Origin of the sequence: Paracoccus sp. Arc7-R13 (genome assembly GCF_004010775.1) — a bacterium.
GTDB lineage: Bacteria > Pseudomonadota > Alphaproteobacteria > Rhodobacterales > Rhodobacteraceae > Paracoccus > Paracoccus marcusii.
This window is the reverse complement of sequence record NZ_CP034810.1, coordinates 2,609,777-2,623,402: the sequence shown is the minus strand read 5'-3', so window position 1 is coordinate 2,623,402 and position 13,626 is coordinate 2,609,777. Positions and strand designations below refer to the sequence as shown.

At 68.9% G+C, this 13,626-nt stretch carries 15 protein-coding genes; 2 read left to right on the top strand and 13 right to left on the bottom strand.

Annotated features, from left to right (window positions below):
* Position 1: 1 nt before the first annotated feature.
* The 13 genes from EOJ32_RS13055 to EOJ32_RS13000 all read right to left on the bottom strand — a co-directional run bounded on the left by EOJ32_RS13055 (position 2) and on the right by EOJ32_RS13000 (position 11,935).
* Positions 2 to 487, bottom strand: a complete 486-nt coding sequence (locus EOJ32_RS13055; RefSeq protein ID WP_045998839.1) for an SspB family protein — start codon at positions 485 to 487, stop codon at positions 2 to 4.
* An 84-nt stretch (positions 488 to 571) separates the two neighbouring features.
* Entirely contained in the window at positions 572 to 1,372 is an 801-nt protein-coding gene (locus EOJ32_RS13050; RefSeq protein WP_164871446.1) for a sugar phosphate isomerase/epimerase, read from the bottom strand.
* Positions 1,369 to 2,601, bottom strand: a complete 1,233-nt coding sequence (locus EOJ32_RS20160) for a DUF6005 family protein (protein WP_164871445.1) — start codon at positions 2,599 to 2,601, stop codon at positions 1,369 to 1,371. The genes EOJ32_RS13050 and EOJ32_RS20160 overlap by 4 nt, the downstream gene beginning before the upstream one ends.
* A complete protein-coding gene (locus tag EOJ32_RS13045) occupies positions 2,598 to 5,315 on the bottom strand; it encodes an IucA/IucC family protein (RefSeq protein ID WP_164871444.1) in 2,718 nt (905 codons plus the stop codon). The genes EOJ32_RS20160 and EOJ32_RS13045 overlap by 4 nt, the downstream gene beginning before the upstream one ends.
* The gene (locus EOJ32_RS13040) at positions 5,305 to 6,051 is read right to left on the bottom strand and encodes an IucA/IucC family C-terminal-domain containing protein (protein ID WP_127898856.1); all 747 of its coding nucleotides are present in this window, start codon (positions 6,049 to 6,051) and stop codon (positions 5,305 to 5,307) included. The genes EOJ32_RS13045 and EOJ32_RS13040 overlap by 11 nt, the downstream gene beginning before the upstream one ends.
* The gene (locus EOJ32_RS13035) at positions 6,048 to 7,004 is read right to left on the bottom strand and encodes an IucA/IucC family protein (RefSeq protein ID WP_127898855.1); all 957 of its coding nucleotides are present in this window, start codon (positions 7,002 to 7,004) and stop codon (positions 6,048 to 6,050) included. The genes EOJ32_RS13040 and EOJ32_RS13035 overlap by 4 nt, the downstream gene beginning before the upstream one ends.
* 128 nt (positions 7,005 to 7,132) lie before the next feature.
* Complete coding sequence (locus tag EOJ32_RS13030; RefSeq protein ID WP_127898854.1) at positions 7,133 to 7,471, bottom strand: hypothetical protein; 339 nt, start codon at positions 7,469 to 7,471, stop codon at positions 7,133 to 7,135.
* Positions 7,468 to 7,857, bottom strand: a complete 390-nt coding sequence (locus EOJ32_RS13025; protein WP_045998843.1) for a response regulator — start codon at positions 7,855 to 7,857, stop codon at positions 7,468 to 7,470. The genes EOJ32_RS13030 and EOJ32_RS13025 overlap by 4 nt, the downstream gene beginning before the upstream one ends.
* 10 nt (positions 7,858 to 7,867) lie before the next feature.
* Positions 7,868 to 8,740 (bottom strand): protein-glutamate O-methyltransferase CheR, encoded by an 873-nt coding sequence (locus EOJ32_RS13020; RefSeq protein ID WP_240542435.1) that lies wholly within the window; start codon positions 8,738 to 8,740, stop codon positions 7,868 to 7,870.
* Entirely contained in the window at positions 8,737 to 9,207 is a 471-nt protein-coding gene (locus EOJ32_RS13015; RefSeq protein ID WP_042250654.1) for a chemotaxis protein CheW, read from the bottom strand. Before EOJ32_RS13015 ends, EOJ32_RS13020 begins: the two co-directional genes overlap by 4 nt.
* A 3-nt stretch (positions 9,208 to 9,210) precedes the next feature.
* Positions 9,211 to 11,292, bottom strand: a complete 2,082-nt coding sequence (locus EOJ32_RS13010; protein WP_127898853.1) for a chemotaxis protein CheA — start codon at positions 11,290 to 11,292, stop codon at positions 9,211 to 9,213.
* A gap of 2 nt (positions 11,293 to 11,294) precedes the next feature.
* Positions 11,295 to 11,663, bottom strand: a complete 369-nt coding sequence (locus EOJ32_RS13005; RefSeq protein ID WP_127898852.1) for a response regulator — start codon at positions 11,661 to 11,663, stop codon at positions 11,295 to 11,297.
* Entirely contained in the window at positions 11,660 to 11,935 is a 276-nt protein-coding gene (locus EOJ32_RS13000) for an STAS domain-containing protein (protein ID WP_042250649.1), read from the bottom strand. The genes EOJ32_RS13005 and EOJ32_RS13000 overlap by 4 nt, the downstream gene beginning before the upstream one ends.
* A 162-nt stretch (positions 11,936 to 12,097) precedes the next feature.
* Here EOJ32_RS13000 and EOJ32_RS12995 point away from each other — a divergent pair, with 162 nt between their 5' ends.
* Together EOJ32_RS12995 and EOJ32_RS12990 are read left to right on the top strand one after the other, a co-directional pair.
* Positions 12,098 to 13,069, top strand: a complete 972-nt coding sequence (locus EOJ32_RS12995) for a CheB methylesterase domain-containing protein (protein ID WP_127898851.1) — start codon at positions 12,098 to 12,100, stop codon at positions 13,067 to 13,069.
* The gene (locus EOJ32_RS12990) at positions 13,066 to 13,587 is read left to right on the top strand and encodes a chemotaxis protein CheD (RefSeq protein WP_127898850.1); all 522 of its coding nucleotides are present in this window, start codon (positions 13,066 to 13,068) and stop codon (positions 13,585 to 13,587) included. Before EOJ32_RS12995 ends, EOJ32_RS12990 begins: the two co-directional genes overlap by 4 nt.
* Positions 13,588 to 13,626 lie beyond the last annotated feature (39 nt).

Here is a 13,626-nt window from a genome sequence, read left to right as displayed (position 1 = left end):
GCTATTTCCGCCAGCGGTCCAGGCGCACGACATCGGCGCCGCCCGACGGGGGCGTGTCGTCGCCGTCATCCTCGGCGTCCAGCTGGTATTCGGCGTCGGCCTCGGCGTCCTCATCCTCGTCGTCGTCGCTGTCCTGCGTCTCGAAGCGCAGGCCGAATTCGACGGAGGGGTCCACAAAGGTACGCAGCGCATCGAACGGGATCTTCAGCGGCTCCGGCTGGTTGCCGAAGTTCAGCGTGATGGTGAAATGGTCGGGCTGGATCGTCAGGTTGTCGAACCAGTGCTGGATGACGATGGTCATCTCCTCGGGATAGCGTTCGCGCAGCCAGTCCGCCATCTCGACACCGTCGTCGCGGGTGTCGAAGGTGATGAAGAAATGATGCTCTCCGGGCAGACCGTCGCGGGCGACCTGGCGCAGCACCTCGGCGATCAGCCCCTGCATCGCGCGATGCATCATTCCGCCGTAATCCAGTCCCGATCGCGCCATGACGTTACCCTACCTTTTCTTGGCGGCAAGCATAGGGATATGACCGGGGATGAAAAGGGGGGCGGAGGTGGATTCCGCGTCCCCTCACGCCGCGCGGTCCAGCAGGTCGCGCCGCAACGCGCGCAGATCGGCCGCCATGGTCGCCGCGGGCTTTGGGCCGAACCATTCCAGCGACGCACCCATCCCCGTCGGCACCACGCGCAGGAACGCCGCATAATCGACGGCACCCGTCAGCAGCGGGCACATGCCGTCCCGGCTGCCGCGCGGATCGTGGACGTTGTCCGGGTGAAAGACCGACAGGCGGTCGCGCGCGGTCACGGATTTCAGGTGCAGGTGATCGACATGTTCGCGCAGCGCCGTGAATGCAGGCACGGGGTCGACCCCCGACTCCCACACATGCAGCACGTCGAAGTTCACGCCGACCGCGGGATGGTCCAGCGTATCCAGCAGGTCCAAGGTCGCGGGCAGGCTGTCGGCCAGGGTCTGCGGATGCGTCTCGACCGCGATGCGCAGGCCGCGGTCATGGGCCATGTCGGCCGTCGTGCCCAGGTCGCGCAGGATCGCGCGGCGCTGGTCCGCCCCCGCTTGATCGCGCCCCACGCCTCCCGCGAACAGCCGCAGCCGTGGCGCGCCCCAGGTCCGGGTCAGGTCCAGCAGGTCGGCCGCGTCGGCGCGGCTGAAACAGGCAGTGCCCAGGGGCAGATAGCCCGCCAGCATCGGCACCGGGGGACGCTGCGGCAGGTCACGCCATTCGACGGCCAACGTGCGGGCATGCGGGGCCCAGATCTCCAGCCCGTCGAACCCCTCGCGGCCGACATAGCGGGCCAAGTCGCGGGCGGTCACGTCCAAGTGGCGGAAGGCCACGGAACAGGCATTGATCCTCATGCGCGCGCCCCCTGCCAGCGGTCGAACCACTGGCCCACGGTGGCCTTGATGCCCCGTTCCAGCATGGTCAGCCGGTCCAGATCGGCCAGCACCTGCAGCAGATCGTCGCCGTCGCCGCCGCGGGCAAAGGCCACCGCGCGCAGATGGGCCGCGTTCAGCCCGCCATGCAGCGCCGCGATCCGGTTGCAGCATTCCTCGAACGCGTCGTGATCGGCGCCCTCGATGTCGCCGAAGATCGCCAGCGCGTGCTCATAGGCGTATTTGCGGATTGCAATGACTGGCAGTTCGCGCAGCGCGGGTTCCAGATCGGCGCGCGGCAGGTCGGCGACATGGGCCTGCACGATGCGGCGGATCGCGTCGATCAGCGGCACGGCCTGCGCGTCGAAGGTCGCGTGGTGCATCGCGGCGATGGTGGCGTCGTCCGCGGGATGCGCGTCCGCATTGTCGAAGGCAAAGCCACCGGCCACGGTCGGCGCCAGGAATGCCGCCCGCAGGTCGCGGGCGGGCAGCGGCCCCTCCCACCGGAAATCCGGGTCGCGCATCAGCCAGGTGTCGGGGTCCGCCGTGGGCTCCAGCAGAGCATAGTGGGGAAAGCTGGCCTGGGCGAACTTGTTGTCGCGCTGCGGCAGCAGCGCCATGTCGACCATCGGCATGACGTAGCGGCCGGGCCGCCAATCGGCCAGCAGCGCGTGCAGGTGGTCCAGGTTCCGCGCGCCCGGCGCGGCATCCTCATGCCAACGCGTCACCTGCAGGCCGAACAGGCGACCAGCCCAATGCAGATAGAAGCCGTGATCGATCCCCGGCGCGTGATAGGACAGGCGCATCCTGTCGTCGACGATCACCTGCCCGTCCCACAGGCCCAGATACAGCGGGCGGTGGTCGATCCCGCCGCGGTCCTTCAGCGCCTGGCACAGGCAGCTGACGACGCAATGGACCTTGATGTCGACAGGTTCATCGGGCGCGGGGGTCACGCCCGCCAGCGCCATCGAAAGCGCCTGCACGGTCATTCCGGGGGCGCGGTCGAACGTATCCTCGGCCATGGTGATGCCCGCCTCGTCCAGGTGCAGCATCAGCGTCATCAGGGCGACCGAATCCAGGCCCAGGTCATGGCCAACCCGCGCGTCGGGACCAAAGGCCGCCATGCGCGGGCAAGCCATAGGACCGGCCAGGATCGCGCGGATGCGGTCCTGCATGTCCTGTGGGGCGGGGATGGGGCGGGGGTCGGTCATGCGGGGGCCTCCGACAGGGTTTCGGCCAGGGCGCGGCGGGCGATCTTGCCGTTCGCGCCACGCGGCAGGGCGGGCAGGCGGACCAGACGCACCGGCCGCTGGCGCGGCGACAGCAGGGCCGCCAGATGGGCATCCAGCCGCGCCTCGGCGATGTCGCCGGAATAGGCAAGTGCCGGGCGCTGATGCGCGACGGGGTCCGGGACGGCGAATGCCACCGCGTCGGTGATGCCCGGCAGGCTCAGGGCCGCGGCCTCGATATGGGCGGGATAGACGTTCAGGCCCGCGACATCGATCACCTCGGCCTGGCGCCCGGCAAAGATCAGGTGGCCGCGGGCGTCGATCACGCCCAGATCGCCGGTCTGCACCGTCGCGCCTGCGGCATGGACGGAGACGGGGCCGGGTGCGTCCCGTCCGGCCTGCAGGCGGACATGCGGCAGGGGCAGGCCCATATCCTCGGGCCGGTCGGGGTTCTGGGCGATGGCCAGGCATCCCGCCTCGGAACAGCCGTACTGCTGGAACAAGTGGCGCGCCGCGCAGCGGATCGCGTCAAACCACGGCTGCGGCAGCACCGTCCCCGACGACATCACCGCGTGCAGCCCCTGCGCCCCGGCCAACCGCGCCAGCACATGCAGCAGCGGCGGTGCGGCATAGATCAGCGGATCGCGGAACTGGGCCAGCTGGCGCAGGATGGCGCGCGGGTTGGCGTGGTCCAGCACCACCGGAGCATGTCCCCGTGCCTGTCCGACCAGCACCCCGGCGATCAGTCCATAGGAATGGGTGATCGGGGCCGCGATCACCGGCGTCATCCCGGCCGCCTGCGGAAAGGCCTGCAGATAGGCGTCGATCTCGGTCTGGATGGCGGCCCAGCTGCGGGCGATGATCTTGGGTGCGCCGGTGGTGCCCGAACTGGTCTGGATCAGCACCCCACCCGGCGCATGCGGCGCGTCCTGTCCCAACCCCTGCAGACCCGTATCGGTCATCATCAGGTCGCAGCCCGCCCGCCTTGCCAGATCGCGCGCCTGATCGGGGGGCGTTTCCGGGTGGATCGGATGACAGGACGCGCCCGCATCCCGCAGGCGCAGGATCTGTGTCAGGCAGGCCGCGCGGTCAGTCATCAACAGTGCGATGCGCGTGCGGTCGGGGTCGCGGCCGGCCAGCAGGTCGGGGGCGTCCGGGCCGAACGGATCGAACAGCGTGTCGTTCAGGTGGAACAGGCGGGTCATGGCGGGCTCCTTCAGCGGGTTCGGCGCAGGGTGGGTTTCGGTGCGGCCCAGCAGCCCCGCGGCCAGGCTCTCCGCCGGAACCGTCGCGGCGTCGGTGCACAGGCTGGGAGCATGGGGCAGGGCGGCGCGGGCCAGCCGCCAGAAGATCGCTTCGGACAGATGGCCGGTGCGGTGCAGCAGATCCGCCAGATCCGACAGCACGTGGGTAACCAGACAGTCGGCCACCAGATCGCGCAGGTCGGTGGCCCGGCCCATGCGGTGATAGGTGCCGTCCGGTGCCCCCGCCATCGCCGGTTCGATGGCCGCAAGGTCCGGGGCGGGCAGGCTCAGCCGGTCCGGCAGGTACTCCAGGCTTTCGCTGAAATCGCGGGCCACCAGCCCGGTCGGCCAGCCGCCGTCATGGGTCATCAGCAGGTTCTGGCCATGCGCCTCCAGCGCGATCCCGTGATGGGTCATCAGGCGCCAGACGGGCTGCAGGATCGTCAGCAGCCGCGCGGTCCACGCCTGGGTGCCATGCGCGGCCAGCCAGGGCGCGATCAGTGCGCGCCCGTCCGGCTGGGTCAGCGACAGGGCCGACAGGGGCATGGCACCTGGGGGCGGGGGGCTGCGCCGGATCGCAGCCAGCCTGCCGCCCAGCAGCTTGCGTGCGACGATGGCCGCGCCATGTTCCGGGAGGATCGTCAGCCCGGCCAGGTGCCGATCGGACGCCACCACGCGTTCCAGCCAGTCCGATATGGCCGGCGCCACCGCCACCGACCACGGCATCAGGTCGCGGACCGAGGAGGTCACCCCCACGCCAAGCGACAGCTTCAGGTGATCGCCCCCGTCGCAGGCGGCCAATGTCCGCAGCGACGCCGTGGCCTGCATCCGCGGCCCCTCCGCCGGCAGCACCTTCAAGGCCCCGCGCGCCATCAGCGCCTGCACCGCCGGGTCACGTTGCAGGCGCCGCCACTGCCACGGGTGGACCGGGATGGCCCCCGGCGGCGCCCAGCCCTGCGCGGGGTCCGTTCCTGCACGCGTCACGATTGCGGGGTCGACCGACAGCCAGACCGGCACGATGGTCCTGCCGCCTTCGGGGCCGAAGGCGGCATTGTCAGTGTCCGAAAACCCGGCGCGGGACTTGAAGCCGGGATGATACGGATGCCCCTCGATCAGGCTCGCCTCCAGCGCCGGGCCGGTCAGCGACAGGCGGTTGTCGCGAACCGGCCCCGCCGCGCGCAGGAAATGCGCGCTGCGCCGCATGGCGGTCATCAGCGCCGCGGGATCGTGGCCGGCCCTGGCCAGCGCGCGTTCCAGGTCGTCCGGTTTCAGCAATCCGCCGGTGGCATCGCGCGGGTCGTCCAACAGCCTGACACGGCCGCTGGCCTGCAGGCGATATGGCGCCTGGATGGCCAGGCCGTCCACCGTCCAGCCGCCCTGCGCCGGGCGCAGGATGCGTTCGAACGCCAGAGCCTCTATCGTCTGGCGCAGGGCGCGGGTCTCAGGCGACATCGGACAGCATCCCGGCATGGGCCAGCGCGGGCAGGGGGTTCGGCACGCGGATCATCGGTGCGCGTTCCCCGGGGATCAGCAGTTCGTCCACACCGCCCAGCTGGGTCAGCAGATTGCCCTTGGCGGGCAGATGCGGCTGCGTCAGCCAGCGGCGGGCCAAGGCACCGCCATGACCCGGCAGGCGGGTCAGACCGCCAAGATGGGCTGCCAGCGCGGATAGCGCCCGCCGCTCTGGCCAGATTCCGTCCAGCGCCATGCGGTGGACCACGCCAAACACCTGGTTCACGATCAGCGAATAGGTCAGGGCGTCCTCTGCCTCGGCGCGCGGATAGACCAGGTTGGGAATGGCGCGCAACGCGGCGCAGGCCATGTCGTCGGCCACATAGAAGCCCTGGTTGTCGCGGATGTCGCAGCGGCGCGGCAGACCTTGGGACAGGTCCAGCAGGGCGTTCTGCTGATGTGCCTCGACCGCGATGCCGGTGGCGTCATACAGGCGTAGCAGGGGGGCGACGGTGCAGTCCAGATAGGCGTCGAACCATGCCGCCGGGTCGTGTCCCGCCATGACCTGCGTCAGCATCGACGGCCGTCCCGGCAGGGGTTCGGCGACCAGGCCCGCGACCTGCATCACCTGCCCCCCGCGTCCCCCGCGCCAAGGGTTGCGGCGCAGGATCACCTCCAGCCCGGATTCGGCGCGACCGGGCAGGGCCAGGGTCAGCCAATGCGGGTCATCGATCAACCGCTCCGCCCGAACCGCCCCTGCAGCGCGCCGATGCGGGCCGACATCGCCGCGCCCGCCAGCAGTTCGTGACGCTTGTTCACGCGCTGCGAGTTGGTGATGGTGACCGGCAGCGACACCTTGACCTGCCACGGGCTGTCGCCGCGCCACAACGTCCGCACCGAGGATGTCGCCCACCATGCCGGTCCCACCGGTCCCAGCTCGCGGATGGCACCCTGCGACAGCAGCGCGGCAACGGCCGGATCGCGGCGGGCGCGGTCCCAGGTCAGCGGATGCGCGGGCAGCAGGATGCGTCCGGGACCGGGGTCCAGATCCATGCCCGGCAGATCGCGCACACGGTCAGGGTCGGTGCCTGCGATCAGGTCTTTGCGGACCGACAGGCCGACAAGGTGCAACGCGCCGCACCAGTCCGGGGTCATCGCGCGTTCCTCGGGCAGGGACATGCCGGACAACGCCTTGGGGCAGGGATGCATCCAGTGGCCAAAGATCACCGCCTGTTCGGCGGTCAACCAGTCGGGTGCGGGGTGCGGCCGCGCCAGGCGCTGTCCGCAGATCGTGGCGATCCGATGACGGCTGGCCTGCACGCGACGGGCCAAGGCGGCGCCTGCAGGTCCGTGATCGCCTGTCAGTCGGTCCAGGATCAACGACAGCGCCAGGGTCGGGTCGATGGGGCGCGATCCGTCCGGCCCGTGCCGGATCAGCCCGCGGATGCGCGGCAGGCCCGATGCCATCGGCGCATCGGTCAAGACCTCTAGCCAGCCGCCGGCGACCGGGACCAGATCGCACCCGCCGCCCACCTCGCGCCTGTCGCAGATCAGAAGGGCGCGCAGGCTGGCCAGATCGGCGATGCCCTGCGCGTCGGACGTAGGGCAAGGATCGTGCGGGGTGCCGGCCCCCGGACCCGCTTGTTCAGGTTGACGGACAGCCAACAGGCAAGGGTCGGAAAAGGTCATCTGCGCCTCGGAGTGCGGCCATGGGCCGTGGGATCACGAGGCTGGCAGATGCTGGCAAGGCGTGGGTTATTATTGTTTATTATTTATGTCAAGTATATCCCATGAACGTGTAGGTACCGCCGCATCCGCTACCACAGGTCGACTGTCGGGGTACTGTCGGCCGCCGGCGCCATCCCGCCAAGGCGAACGGCCTGCGCCCGCAGATCCAGGCCAGCCGCGGCTTGGCCTGGGTTGCAGGGCTGCCCCGGCGGGGTCTGCTGCGCCAGCACGCCCAGAAACCGCGACAGCCCCTCGACCTCCTGACGCAGCAGGTCGGCGGCCTGCAGCGACTGGGCCGCCGCATCGGTCACCTGCAGCATCGCGCCCAAGGCGGCATCGATCCGCCCCAGGCCTTGGGCGATGCGATGCGCCTCGGCGGCGGCGCGATGCAGGGTCGCGTTCAGGCAAGGATCGGGCGTCGCCGTCATTGCAGCTTGCCCGTCACCGATTCGATGCAGCGCAGCAACGCCTCCTTGGTGAAGGGCTTGGCGATGAAGTTGTTCATGCCGGCGCGCTGGCCCCGCTCGATCATCTCGCGCGTGGCGGTGCCGGTGATCAGGATGAAACCGATGCGCTGGGTGCTGGGATTCTGACGCAGCGCCTCCAGCAGGCCAAGGCCGTCCATTCCGGGCATGTTGTAATCCGAAATGACCAGATGAACCGGAGCCGCGGCCAGCCTGCGGAACGCCGTCTCTCCGTTCGCCTCGTACTGGACGTTGACCAGGCCGGCCCAGTCCAGCGCCTGTTCGATCAGCGATCGGCTGATGGTCATGTCGTCCACCACCATCACATGAAGGTTCGATTTCAGTGCCATGTTGTCCCTTTCACGTCTTGGCAGAGGCCGGCGTCGCATTGCGCCGGTATTGGGTTGTGCCTGTTGCGGCGAACAGGCCCGCGGCCGGGCCGTCCAGCCGTTCCGAATGACCGATGAACAGCGCGCCGCCCTCGTTCAGGGCGCCACCGAAGCGCAGCCACAGGCGCTGGCGCGCGGCACTGTCGAAATAGATCGCGGTGTTGCGGCAGAAGATCACGTCGAACTTGCCGGAAAATGGCCAGTCGTCATGCAGGTTCAGTTCGCCGAACCGCATGATGCGCCGGACTTCAGGTTTGGCCTCGAAGCCCGCGGCATGGGGCTGGAAGTACCGCTTGACCTGCGCAGGCGGGACCGGGGCCAGCGCATCGGCTGCAAAGCGGCCCTGCTGGGCGCGGTCCACCATCTCGGGGTCGATGTCGGTGGCCAGGATCAGAACGTCATGCTGCGCCGCATCGGGAAACGCGTCCAGCAGCGTCACGGCCATCGAATAGGGTTCCTCGCCCGAGGAGGAGGCCGCGGACCACAGCCGCAGCCGCCGTCCGGCGCGGGCCTGGGCGATCAGCGGGGGCAGGACCTCATGCGCCAAGGCCTGGAAATGGTGACCCTCGCGGAAGAAGGCCGTGACGTTCGTCGTGATGGCCGACAGCAGGTGGCGGCGTTCCTGTGGACCTTCAGGCCCTTCCAGACGGTCGCAATAAGCACCGTAATCGGGCAGCGTCAGGACCCGCAGGCGGCGGTTCAAGCGCGCCATCAGCAGGCTGCGTTTGGACTCCGACAGGATGATGCCGCTGTCCTGATGCACGATCGCGGCAATCTTGCGGAATTGTCCATCGGTCAGGACCGGCCCCGCTGGTGTGGGGGCCGAAAGGGGTGCCGTTCTCACGCGTCGACCCCGTGGGCCGCGGGCAGCAGCTGCGCCAGGTCGATCTTGCGCAGGATGCGTCCGTCTTCCAACGTGATCATGCCGACGATGAACTCGCGCGCGGGGTTCGACGCAATGTCGGGCACCGCCTGGATGTGATCGTCGTTGATGGGCAGGATGTCGGACACCAGGTCCGCCAGCAGCCCCACGATCCGCCCGGCATGCATCGCGATGATGACGACATGGCGGTGGGACGGCGTCGCGGCGCCGAAGCCGAGCCGCGCCGACAGGTCGACGACCGTCACGACCGATCCGCGCAGGTTGATCACGCCTTTGACGTAGTCAGGCGCGTGGGGCAGCATGGTCGTTGGGGTCCAGCCACGAATTTCGCGGACCAGCCCGATGTCGATGCAGAAGTCCTGGTCGGCCAGCTTGAAGGCCACGACGTCGCTTTTGCCGACGGAATTATGCGAGATGGATTGCAGCATGCGTCACCCGTTCGATGCCATGGCGGCCATGCGGCGGCCCTGGTCGTTGGACATGGAAAGAAGGATTTCTTCGGGATCGATGATCAGGGCGATCTTTCCGTCGCCCAGGATCGTGGCGGCCGACACGCCCGGCACGCGGCCATAGTTCTGCTCCAGGCTTTTGATCACCACCTGCCGCTGATCGAAGATCGCGTCGACCCGGAAGGCTGCGCGCCTGCGGCTGTCGGTCTCGACCACGATCAGCACGCCGGTGTCGGGACCCTCCGCGGGCCGGGTGACGCCGAAGCTGGTGCACAGGTCGATGATCGGGATCAGCTCTCCGCGATTGGACAGCAGCTGCGATCCGTGGCCCACGCCGTGCAGCATCGTGTTCTCGGGGCGCAGCGTTTCCTGGACCGCGGTGATCGGCAGGACCATCGTCTGGTCGCCCAGCTGGATCAGCATCCCCTCGACGACCGCCAGCGTCAGCGGCAGCGCGATCGAGAAGGTCGTGCCCTGACCCTCGGTCGACTGGATCATCACGCGGCCGCCCAGGTTCATGATCTCGCGGCGCACCACGTCCAGGCCGACGCCGCGACCGGACAGGGCCGACACCTCGTCCTTGGAGGAGAAGCCTGGCAGGAACAGCAGCTGATCGATCTCGGCGGGCGACAGGTTTGCGCCGGGCGCGATCAGGCCGCGATCCTCGGCGATCTGGCGGACCTTGGCACGGTTGATGCCGCCGCCATCGTCCGACACCTCGATCTGGACGCGACCGGACCGATGGGCGGCCGACAGGGTGATCGTGCCTTCCTGCGGCTTGCCGCGACGCTGGCGCGTCACGCTGTCCTCCAGCCCATGATCGACCGAGTTGCGGATCATGTGCGTCAGCGGTTCGACCAGGCGTTCGATCATGGTCTTGTCGACCTCGGTCTGCTCGCCGATGGTGATCATGCGGACGGGCTTGCCGGTGGCGTCAGCCGCCTCGCGCAGGATGCGGTGCATGCGCTGGAACACCAGCTTCAGCGGTTGCGCCCGGATCGCCATCACGCTTTCCTGGATGTCGCTTGCCAATTGCCGGATCGCATCCAGACCGGCGACGACGTCGGGCTGTTCGTGCAGGCCCGCCGTCTGGATCACCTGGGAAAGCATCGCCTCCTTGATGACCAGTTCGCCGATCATGTTCATCAGACGATCGACACGGTCCAGCGCCACGCGGATGGTCGGTGCGGCCTGGGCGCTGTCCTGTTGCTGGACCGCGCGCGGCGCGGCGGTGGTGGGGGCATCGCGGACGATCTGGGCGACGGGGGCGGTGTCTGCAGGCGCGGCTGAGGGTTCGGGGGTGGGCGCGGGCAGGTCGTCCTCGGTCAGCGGGCGGACCGTCAGCGCGCAGCAATCCTCGACGAACTCGAACACGGACATGACATCGGGCTGGCTTGCCGCGCCGCTCAGTCGGACCCGCCACGACAGCGCGGGCTGTTCGGGCGACCAGTCCTCCAGCAGAGCGACCGCGCCGCAGTCCACGTCGACGTCCGCATCGCCCAGCTTGCGCAGGGCGTTCAGCAGGGCCATCGGATCGTTGCCCGAACGGTACAGCTGAAAGGTGGGCGTCATCTGGACCAGCAGGCCCGACGCCGGTGGCGGGATCGGATCGAAGGACAGGGGCACATCGAAGTCCAGCGAGATCGGCGTGAACTCGAACGCGGTCTCCTCGGGGGTTTCCGTGTCGATCAGGGCCGCCAATTCGGTCATCAGCCCGTCGACCTGGGCCTGATCGGTATCGCGGCCCGACCGGGCGCTGGCGACCAGATCCGTCAGGCAGTCCGAACAGCGGTGCAGCAGCGCCATGATCTGGGGCGTCACGTCCAGCCGGTCCGACCGGACCAGGTCCAGGACAGTCTCGAAGCGGTGCGCAAAGGTGACCAGCGTGGTCAGGCCGAAGGCGGCAGCGCCCCCCTTGACCGAATGCACGGCGCGGAACACGGCATGCACCGTTTCCACGTCGAAGCCGAGCTGCTCGATCTGGCGCAGGCCGGTGGCCAGCACCTCGAGCAGCTCGTCGCATTCGACGAAGAACATGTCGCGGAATTCGTCCATGTCAGCCATCGTCAGCGCCCCAGGACCTTGTCGATGACGGCGATCAGACGCTCATCCTCGAAGGGTTTTACGATCCAGCCGGTGGCCCCCGCGCTGCGGGCGCGCGCCTTCAGGTCAGCGCCGCTTTCGGTGGTCAAGACCAGGATGGGCACGTCGGCATAGGCGCCGGTCGCGCGGACGTTCTCGATCAGGCCGAAGCCGTCCATGCGCGGCATGTTGATGTCGGTGATGATCAGATGCGGATCGGCCTCGCTCAGCGCGCCGACGCCGTCCACGCCGTCCACGGCCAGGAACACGTCAAAGCCCGCATTGCGCAGGGCCTTGGACACAAGCGCGCGGATTGTCGGCGAATCGTCGACTGCCAGGATACGGGTCGTCATGCGGGTCCCCCGGTTTGAAGAAGCTGGACCGAGGCGCCGACAGCCTGGATCGTGGTCAGAAACGGGTCCGAGGCGTCACGGATCGACAGCGTCTTGCCGTCGGCCTGCCACTGCTTGCGCGCTGCGATCAGCAGCTCGACCGCAAGGGTGCCCATGCGCGCGACCCCGGACGCATCCAGGACCGCATCCGCGCCCCGATGGTCCAGCAGGGTGCGGGCAAAGGCAGAGACGGCCTTGCGGTCGAACGTCTCGGGCAGGGGCAGGGCATGCATCTCAACTACCTCGTATTGTCGTCGGCGTCCCCATCGCTAACAGCCATGAGTTAAGGAACCATTGCTGCCATGGATTAATTTCGCGTCCGGCAAGTCTCTCACGGGAAACGATATTTTAATCTTTCCCGGCGATGGTCCCCTGACCCATCCAGGAGTGTCCCTGTGTCGAATCCGGTCCTGCTGATCGTTGACCCGAACCCCGCCCGCCTGACCGCCCTGCTGCGCCGATGCGAGGAACAGGGCGGTGTGACCGTGCTGGGCGCCACCACGCCCGGCGAGGCCTATGTGCTGATCGAACTGCACCTCCCGCGCCGCGTGGCCGTGGCCGCCGAATTCGCCGAATCGATCGAATTCGACGCATTGGCGGACATCCTGACAATGATCGACGCGGGCGTGGTCATCTATGGTCAGATGCGTGTGCCGGCGGGCGGATATCCGGTGATGTCCAGCCCGGAACAGATGCTGTCGCGCCTGTTCGGTGGGCTTGAGCCCGCCCGCGCCGCACCGATCCGTGCCGCAGACCCCGTACCACCCACGGACGCGGCGGCCGGGCTGATCCTGCTGGGCGCCTCGACCGGCGGAATCACCGCGTTGGAGGCCGTTCTGGCCGGATTTCGCGCCGACTGTCCACCGACGATGATCGTGCAGCATATTCGCCCAGGCTTTGCCGAAGGGCTGATCCGCCGGCTGGATCAACTGCTGGCGCCGCAGGTCGTCGCGGCGCAGGACAACATGCCCCTGCGGCGGGGCGTCGTCTATCTGGCCGCCGCGCCTGACAGGCATCTGGGCGTGACCCTGCGGGGCGGACCCCGCGCGCGTCTGTCCGCGACCCCACCCGTATCCGGGCACCGTCCGTCCGTGGACGTGCTGTTCTCCGACGGTGCCGCGATTGCCGATCGTCTGGACATCCGTGCCGCGCTGCTGACGGGGATGGGGGCCGACGGCGCGCAGGGGCTGTGCGCGCTGCGTCGGGCCGGGGCGCACACGATCGCCCAGGACCGTGCCACATCCGTCGTCTGGGGCATGCCGCGCGTCGCGGTGGAGCTGGGCGGTGCGGTTGACGTGCTGCCCCTCACGCGTATCGGCCAGACGCTTCTGACGCGGGAACCCGCCCGCCTGCGGAGGCTGTCATGATCCGCGATGCCGCGACGCGCGTCATCCATGTCGTTCAGGGCGAACATGCCATCAGCGACGATCCTGACGCGATCCTGACCACCGTCCTGGGGTCCTGCGTGTCGGCCTGCATCATGGATGCGGACCGGGGCATCGGCGGGCTGAACCATTTTCTGCTGCCCGATGCGGGCCCGGGCGGCCCCGACATCCGCTATGCCGCCGCCGCAATGGAAGTTCTGGTGAACGGGCTGATGCGCCGCGGCGCCGTGCGCAGCCGCCTGCGCGCCAAGCTGTTCGGCGGCGCACGGATGATGGCCGGCCTGCCCGACATCGGCCAGCGCAATGCCGATGCCGCCCGCCGCTTCCTGCAGGACGAGGGCATTCCGCTGATCGCCAGCGACCTCTGCGGCACGCAGGCGCGGCGCATCCGGTTCTGGCCCGTCATCGGTCGGGTGCAGCTGCACCTGCTGGGCGAGGCCCGCGCACCCGTTCGCGAACAGCCGATGCCGCAGCGTGGCGGAGACGTCGAACTTTTCTGACCAACATACGCCGACAGCCGCGGCCCAACTGACACACCG